Source organism: Nocardiopsis protaetiae, assembly GCF_045446735.1.
GTDB lineage: Bacteria > Actinomycetota > Actinomycetes > Streptosporangiales > Streptosporangiaceae > Nocardiopsis > Nocardiopsis protaetiae.
The window spans coordinates 1-6,666 of sequence record NZ_JBJJBV010000327.1; the positions used below are offsets into that span (position 1 = coordinate 1).

The 6,666-nt window shown below is 72.3% G+C and carries 6 protein-coding genes and 3 tRNA genes; 6 read left to right on the forward strand and 3 right to left on the reverse strand.

Annotated elements, in window-relative coordinates; translation table 11 throughout:
* Nucleotides 1-30: 30 nt before the first annotated feature.
* Entirely contained in the window at nucleotides 31-483 is a 453-nt protein-coding gene (locus tag ACJOT3_RS30755; protein WP_406976636.1) for a Rieske (2Fe-2S) protein, read from the reverse strand.
* Between the two features lie 49 nt (nucleotides 484-532).
* Nucleotides 533-1,285 carry a DUF3152 domain-containing protein gene (locus tag ACJOT3_RS30760; protein WP_406976641.1) on the reverse strand — a complete coding sequence of 251 codons (753 nt, stop codon included), beginning with the start codon at nucleotides 1,283-1,285 and terminating at the stop codon, nucleotides 533-535.
* 262 nt (nucleotides 1,286-1,547) lie between these two features.
* On the opposite strand from ACJOT3_RS30760, the gene ACJOT3_RS30765 reads away from it, so the two are divergent.
* The 6 genes from ACJOT3_RS30765 (at nucleotide 1,548) to ACJOT3_RS30790 (ending at nucleotide 5,678) form a co-directional block, all read left to right on the forward strand.
* A complete protein-coding gene (locus tag ACJOT3_RS30765) occupies nucleotides 1,548-2,348 on the forward strand; it encodes a fumarylacetoacetate hydrolase family protein (protein WP_406976637.1) in 801 nt (266 codons plus the stop codon).
* A gap of 97 nt (nucleotides 2,349-2,445) precedes the next feature.
* Entirely contained in the window at nucleotides 2,446-3,462 is a 1,017-nt protein-coding gene (locus tag ACJOT3_RS30770; RefSeq protein ID WP_406976638.1) for a GDSL-type esterase/lipase family protein, read from the forward strand.
* Between the two features lie 204 nt (nucleotides 3,463-3,666).
* Complete coding sequence (gene gltX / locus ACJOT3_RS30775) at nucleotides 3,667-5,112, forward strand: glutamate--tRNA ligase (protein WP_406976639.1); 1,446 nt, start codon at nucleotides 3,667-3,669, stop codon at nucleotides 5,110-5,112.
* Between the two features lie 175 nt (nucleotides 5,113-5,287).
* Nucleotides 5,288-5,359 (forward strand) — tRNA-Gln (locus ACJOT3_RS30780).
* Between the two features lie 49 nt (nucleotides 5,360-5,408).
* Nucleotides 5,409-5,484, forward strand: a tRNA-Glu gene (locus ACJOT3_RS30785).
* Between the two features lie 118 nt (nucleotides 5,485-5,602).
* Nucleotides 5,603-5,678 (forward strand) — tRNA-Glu (locus ACJOT3_RS30790).
* Nucleotides 5,679-5,763: 85 nt separating this feature from the next.
* On the opposite strand, the gene ACJOT3_RS30795 is transcribed toward ACJOT3_RS30790, so the two are convergent.
* A partial coding sequence (locus tag ACJOT3_RS30795) for a DUF4073 domain-containing protein (protein WP_406976640.1) occupies nucleotides 5,764-6,666 on the reverse strand: 903 nt, incomplete at its 5' end.

Below are 6,666 nucleotides of genomic sequence, written 5' to 3' on the forward strand. Positions count from 1 at the left end.
CCGCGGCCGCGTCCGGGGCGGGCCCCGCCGTCAGCCGACGACCAGGCCGCCCTCCTCGGTGACGGTCACCGGGTACTCCTCCAGGGGCTCCGAGGCCGGGCCGTCGGTCCGGGAGCCGTCGGCGATGGAGAACCGGCTGCCGTGGCACGGGCACACGATCTCGTCGCCGACCACCTCGTCCACCGGACAGCCCTCGTGGGTGCAGGTGGTGGAGAACGCCCGGAACTCGCCCGCCTCCGGCTGGGTCAGGACCACGGCCGCACCGGCCAGGACGACGCCCCCGCCGACCGGGACCTCGTCGACGGTGGCCACCGACTCCTCCGGCGAGGGCGCCTCCCCGGTCCCGGGGGCCGGGGAGGGCGGGGCGTCGGAGTCCTGCGCGGGGCCCGCGCAGGCGGCGGCGGTGACGGCGACGGCACCGGTGACCGCGCCCGCGGCCACACCCAGGGCCGCCCGCCTGCTCACCGGGGCCGGAACGTTCACGGGGGCATGGCGCTCGCACACGGTGCGGCCTCTCTGTTCGGGACCGGGGTCAGTCGTCCCCGGACGGGTCGTTGTCCGGGTGGACCCAGCCGTTGGGCTCGCAGCCCTGGAGGTCCAGCGTCTGCTGCTGCATCACCGGGGCGACCTCGCCCGCGCCCGGGCAGGACACGTGGCCGTGGCCCAGCGTGTGGCCCACCTCGTGGTTGATGAGGTAGACCCGGTAGGTCTCCAGGTCGCCGTCGAAGTGCGGGACCCCGGACACCCAGCGGTTCTGGTTGATGATGGCCCGGTTGCCGCTGGCGCAGGAGACGTAGCCGTTGGTGCGCAGCGGCGCGCACATGCGGTCGACCGTGTCGGGGGCGGCCAGCAGCACCCGGATGTCGGCGTCGTCGCCGTCCACCCGCTGCATCGACCGCCGCCCGTCGTCGCCCCAGCTGCGCGGGTCGCCCAGGATCAGCTCGACGGCCTCGGTGAAGTCGTCGGCCTCGCCGGGCAGGCCCTTCTCGACCTCCACCGCGAACGTCGTCACCGGGCCCTCGCCCATGACGTCGCTCTCGCCCTTCATCACGGAGAAGTCGCCGTCGGCGCTGTCGACCTCCTCCACGACCGAGCGCAGCAGCACCGGCTCGTCCTCCTCCACGGAGGGGGAGGGAGCCGGGGAGGGCGGCGCGGGCGCCTCCTCGCTCTGGCCCCTGGCGCTGACCGTCGGCGCCTCGGCGTCGTCGGGCACCCCGTCGCCGACCGGGCCGGAGGTGCCCGCGGGGGTGCCGGAGTCCTCCAGCGGCGGCGGCACGCTGACCATCAGCACGGTGGCGGCGCCCGAGACCAGGCACAGGCCGAGGGCGACTCCCGCCGGGTACCGGCGGGAGCGGCGGCGACGGCCTCCCGGGGCCGGAGCGGACGTGGGCACGGGGCACCTCTCAGTAACGGATGACGGACCCCAGCATGCCACGACCGCGACCGTTCCGAGCGCCAAGGCGGAAGGTGCGGCACCGCCGCCGTGCCGTCGGGGGCGGGCGCGGATAACCTTCAAGCGCAAACGTGTCGATCTGGGAGGACAACAGGTGCGCATCGCACGGTTCGCGGCCGGTGACGAGGTCGGGTTCGGCCTCGTGGAGACCGATACCGACAGCGGCGACGAGTACGTCGCCAGGCTCAACGGGCACCCCCTGCTGGGCGACATCAAGCTGACCGGTGAGCGGGCCAAGCTCGCCGACGTCCGCCTGTTGTCGCCGGTCCTGCCCACCAAGGTGGTCTGCATCGGCAAGAACTACGCCGACCACATCGCGGAGATGCAGGACATCACGGGCGAGGCCACGGAGGAGCCCGTGGTCTTCCTCAAGCCCTCCACCTCGGTGGCCGGGCCCACGGACCCGATCTTCTACCCGGCGGTCTCCGAGCGGGTGGACTTCGAGGGCGAGCTGGCCATCGTCATCTCCCGGCCCTGCCGCGAGGTGCCCCGGGAGCGGGCCGCCGACGTCATCTTCGGGTACACCGTCGCCAACGACGTCACCGCCCGCGACCTGCAGAAGAAGGACAAGCAGTGGACCCGGGCCAAGGGGTTCGACTCCTTCTGCCCGATCGGTCCGTGGATCACCACCGGGCTGAGCATCGAGGAGGCCCAGGACCTGGCGGTCACCACCACCGTGGACGGCGAGGTCCGCCAGAGTGGACGAACATCACAGTTCATCCACGACATCGCGGGCATGATCTCCTACGTCACCTCGTTCATGACGCTGCTGCCCGGCGACGTCCTCCTCACCGGCACACCCGCCGGGGTTGGGCCGTTGCAGGTAGGACAGGAGGTCTCGGTGACGGTGGAGCGACTGGGCACCATCAGCAACCGGGTCGTCTCCCGGGACTGACCGGATCCCTCCGGCCCGGCCGCGCCGCGGCCGGGCCGTATCCGAACTCCGGGCGGCGTCCCCCGCGTCGTCCAACGCCTCACCGGAAGGGCACCACGTGGCCATCCCTCCGTCCCGACGCACCGGCACCCTGATCCTGGCCGGTCTCCTCGCGCTGGCCCTGGTCGCCGGCGGCGGCTACCTGTGGGTGACACGCACCGACGACCGCGGAACCGACCCCCGAGCGGAGGCTGGAACACCCATGAGCGGATCACTGCGCGTCATGCTCTCCGGAGACTCCATGACCCAGGGCGCCAACGGCGACCGGACGTGGCGCTACCACCTGTGGAACCACCTGGAGCCCGCGGTGGAGGGGCTGGACTTCGTCGGCCCCTACACCGACCCGGCCACCACCGACATGATCATCCCGGTGCCCACCGACGAGGAGTCCCCCGCCGCCGAGCCCACCGTGGACGGGCCCTCGGACGGGCCCGCCGGGGACGGGCCCACCGCCGCGGCCACCGAGGCCGCCGCGGCGGACGCCGAGGCCCTCGCGCAGCTCGCCGACCACAGCTGGCCCGGAAGCGACGGGGACGCCGGCACCGGCGAGTACCGCGACCCCGACTTCGACCAGGACCACAACGCCGTGTGGGGCCGCACCCTGCGCGACGCCTCCGCCAGCATCGAGGAGGAGGTCGGCCGCTACGAGCCGGACGTGCTGTGCACCCTCATCGGCGTCAACGACCTGCTGTGGCCGGTCGAGATGGAGGAGATGGAGGAGCGGCTGCGCCGCTACGTCGAGGGCGCCCGCGAGGGCAACCCCGACGTGAAGATCGTCCTGGCCGAGGCGCTGCCCATCGCCTACGCCGACAACGACCCCGGGTTCGCGCTGCGCCTGTACTCCTACAACGTCCTGGTGCGGAACCTGGCCGGGGAGCTGTCCACCGAGCGCTCCCCGGTGATCAGCGTCGACATCGCCGAACGCGAGAAGTGGGACGTCCAGGCCGACACCTATGACGGCACCCACCCCAACGCGCGGGGCGAGATCAAGATCGCGGCCGCCTTCGCCGACGCCCTCGCCGAGGCCTACGGCGTGGGCGGGCCCTACCCCCGCCCCCTGCCCGAGCCTTCCTGAAGCCCCCTGAGCCGGTATCTTTTCGGCCCTCCGCTTCGCTTCGGGCCCCGGTCCGGACGCCCCATGGGCGGGAACCTTCGGCCGCTCCGCTCATACCCTCGTTCCTCGGGTATGAGCTCCGTCGGCCTCCAGAACCCCGCCGGCGTCCTCCCCGGAGAGAAAGCAGGGAGCCCGTCCACCCGGTTCGGGCCTACCCTGGAAGGCGTGACCGAGACTTCGCTTCGTACCCGCTTCGCCCCGTCCCCAACGGGCATGTTCCACGTCGGCGGCGCCCGCTCCGCGCTCTTCAACTGGGCTCTGGCACAGCAGCAGCCCGGGGCGCGCATGGTGCTGCGCATCGAGGACACCGACGCCGCGCGCAACCGCCCGGAGTGGACGGACGGCATCGTCCGCGCCCTGGCCTGGTTGGGCATCGGGGCGCAGGACCCCGCCTTCGAGGGGCCCTACTTCCAGTCCGCCTACGCCGACAAGCACCGCGAGACCGCGCAGGAGCTGTACAAGAACGGCAGCGCCTACTACTGCGACTGCACCCGCGAGCAGCTGGAGGCCCGCCGCGACAACCCCAACCTGGGGTACGACGGCTTCTGCCGCGACCGCGGCCTGGAGGCCGGGCCCGGCCGCGCGCTGCGCTTCCGCGTGCCCGACGGCGGCCCCACCGTCGTCGACGACAAGATCCGCGGCCGGGTGGAGTTCGCCCACTCGGCCATCGAGGACTTCGTGATCGCCCGCGCCGACGGCTCCCCGCTGTTCGTGCTGGCCAACGTGGTCGACGACGTCGAGATGGGCATCACCCAGGTCATCCGCGGCGAGGAGCACCTGTCCAACACCCCCAAGCAGCAGCTGCTGTGGGAGGCGCTGGGCCACACCCCGCCGGTGTGGGCGCACCTGCCCGTCATCGTCAACGAGCAGCGCAAGAAGCTGTCCAAGCGCCGCGACAAGGTCGCCCTGGAGTCCTACCAGGAGGAGGGCTACCTGGCCGAGGCGATGGTCAACTACCTGATGCTGCTGGGCTGGGCGCCGGGCGACGACCGCGAGATCATGCCGTGGTCGGAGATGATGCCGCTGTTCCGCATCGAGAACGTCAACAGCTCCAGCGCGTTCTTCGACGAGAAGAAGCTGCGGGCCTTCAACGGCGAGTACATCCGCGCGCTGGGCGTGGACGAGTTCATCGAGCGCTGCGCCCCCTGGGTGACCGGGGAGGACACCCCGTGGGCGGCCGGCGACTACGACCCGGAGGTGTTCCGGGCGGTCGCGCCGCTGGCCCAGAGCCGGGTGGCGGTGCTGTCGGAGATCGTGCCCAACGTCGACTTCCTGTTCCTCGCCGAGCCGGTGGAGGACGAGAAGAGCTGGGCCAAGGCCATGAAGCCCGGGGTGGGCGAGGAGATGCTCGCCGCCGCCCTGGAGCGCTTCGCCGACCCGGCCCTGGACTGGAACGCCGAGGCGCTCAAGACCGCCACCGAGGAGACCGGTGCCGGCCTGGGCCTCAAGCTCGGCAAGGCCCAGGCGCCGGTGCGCGTCGCGGTGACCGGCCGCACGGTGGGCCTGCCGCTGTTCGAGTCGCTGGAGCTGCTGGGCCGCGAGCGCGTCCTGGCGCGGCTGGCCGCGGCCCTGGACAAGCTGCGCGCCCAGGGGCCGGCAGAGCAGGGCTGAGAGCCCCGCTGAAGGTGTGAACCCCCTGCTCGCGGGGGGTGCGGAACGGGGTGGTCGGGGTCACGGACCCCCCACCCCGATTTCGGTTCGCGAGCACTCTGAAGTTCCGCTAGAGTTATCCACGTCGCCGAGGGGGACAGGGAAGCGCAAAGCGGACCGGGTCCTCCCAAAGCACTGGGGTATGGTGTAATCGGCAGCACGACTGATTCTGGTTCAGTTAGTCTAGGTTCGAGTCCTGGTACCCCAGCGCGGTCCGAGTGCGAGCTCGGGCTATCGGGTCCGAAGGACCCGGCTGCGCCCCCGTCGTCTAGTGGCCTAGGACGCCGCCCTCTCAAGGCGGTAACGGCGGTTCGAATCCGCTCGGGGGTACCACAGGGAGCGCCTCCCACACCGTGGGAGGCTTCTTTCTGACCGGTGTTCGTCATCGGTGTCCGGTTCGACCGGGTATCGTGGTTTTCGGTGGTCGCACCGATCACCGCGCACAGTTCAGGCCCCCGTCGTCTAGTGGCCTAGGACGCCGCCCTCTCAAGGCGGTAACGGCGGTTCGAATCCGCTCGGGGGTACCAGCACGAAAGGCCCCGCCCACCAGGGCGGGGCCTTCGTCGTTCCCGGGCCCGGGCACGTCGTTCCCGGGCCCCCGCCGGACCGTCCCTAGCGGCGGGCCGCGATCTCCAGGGTCCGGATGGCCTCACCCGTCTTGAGGTGCAGCGACCGCACGGTCACCGTGCCGTCGTCGATGACCTCCACCCGCAGCCCCTGCGCGGCCGCGGCGTCCAGCGCCCTCTCGCCGCCCTTGCCGTCGGGCCCGTACATGGTCTGCACGAAGCCGGTGTTCACCACGGTGAACCCGTCGGGGTGCCCGCCGGAGACCACCTTGCGGACCGCCCAGTCCCCGCGCTCCAGCGACCAGTGGGTGTGCCCGGAGAAGAACACGGCGCCCGGGTGGCCGCCCAGGACCTCCAGCAGCTCCCGCTCCTCCACGAAGTCCCGGTCGTAGAACCGGGCCGAGTCCTCCCCGGTGGTCCCCGAGACGCTGTCGGGCAGCACGTGGTGGCTCAGCACCAGGACCGGCCCGCCCGCGTGCTCCGACAGCCGGGAGTCCAGCCAGGACAGCTGCTCCCCGCCCAGGGTCACGAACGGCCCGCCGGTCCCGCCCACCGACGGGGCGACGGTGCCGATGCGCAGCACCGGGACGCCGCCGACCAGGTGCTCGGAGAACACGCCGGGCATGCCGGTGTAGGCGGCGAACCGGTCCACCTGGGTGTCGAAGGGGTCGTTGTTGTACTGCTCGTGGTTGCCGAAGGTGCTGAGCACCACCTCCGGGTGGGGGCGCGAGTCCAGGGCGGCCCGGTAGTCCTCGTACTGGGAGACGTACCCGTTGGACACCAGGTCGCCGTTGACGACGAGCGCGTCGGCGGTGCCCAGCCCGTGCAGGGTCTCCAGGGAGCGGCGCAGGTCGGCCAGGTCGCCCTGCACGTCGGAGACGACGTCCAGGACGGCGGCCGCGGCCCGGCGGGGGCGGGGCGCGGCCAGGGCCGCGGAGGGGAGCAGCGC